At 42.8% G+C, this 968-nt stretch carries 1 protein-coding gene; it reads right to left on the minus strand.

The window, feature by feature from the left end:
- Positions 1 to 968: IS4 family transposase (locus tag GO621_RS18680; protein WP_157569922.1), on the minus strand; the 968-nt coding region annotated here is incomplete at both ends.

Raw genomic sequence — 968 nt, forward strand, 5'->3', positions numbered from 1 at the left:
TTTTTAGTTCAATCTTTCGGACATGCTGATCCAAATGGTCCCCTATCCTATAACACCAAACGAAAGCTATCATCGTTAATAAAAACAACCGCTCCAATCTTTTTTGATCGGTAACATGGGTAGCTTCAATGTTAAACCCGCTGCTTTTGAGTGCTTTAAAAAGGGTTTCCACCTGCCAGCGTTGTTTGTAGGCCATCATAGCTTGTTCAGGTTTGTTAAACGATACGAGGACCAGGAATTCCTTTTTACCCTCCCGGTCTATTGTCTTGCATCCTGACAGGTAGCACAATTGCCCATGTAAGCGGGCTATTTTGGGACAATGGTAAAGTTCATTCATCTTCAGGTGGTTAAACAACCAAAACACCGGCACCTCCGCTTGTTTTTGAAAGGAATATACTTTGAAATTGTTCCTTATCCTGATATGGTACCTAATTTGATTATCATTTAAAAAGGCCAGCCAGTCCCCGCCTATGAATTCCCTGTCGGCCAGCAGGCAATCAATTGTATGGGCACCAAACCAGTCCAAGTATTTATTGACCAGGCCGATCCGTTCCTGTGTGCCTGAATTGCCCCGTTTGTCCAACATGGCAAACATCAAAGGAAAGGCTACGTTTTTATAACTTACGCCCAGCATCAAAATATTGATGTTCTTTGTGCCAAATTTCCAGTTTGTACGGTCTAACACTAAGGTCAGGTTTTCTTTTTCAGGCAACAGGATGAATATCAGGCTGGATATGGCTTTCATGGGCAGGTCAAACCCGGACATGAACCGTTGGACCCTCCTATAAGAGCTTCCCTTGGCCGCCTTGGTATCAAAGGCCGATGCCAGGCGGTCATAATTAATCGTTTTAACCTTGCATAGCGCTGTTATGAACAAACAAATGAGTTTGATCCTGGCCTGATTGATTTCTCCTTTAAAATGCTGCGCTAATACTGAATTTAATGTTGTATTTTTATCCTCAAGACTG

This window comes from Mucilaginibacter arboris, from assembly GCF_009754915.1.
In the GTDB taxonomy this organism is placed as follows: Bacteria; Bacteroidota; Bacteroidia; order Sphingobacteriales; family Sphingobacteriaceae; genus Mucilaginibacter_A; species Mucilaginibacter_A arboris.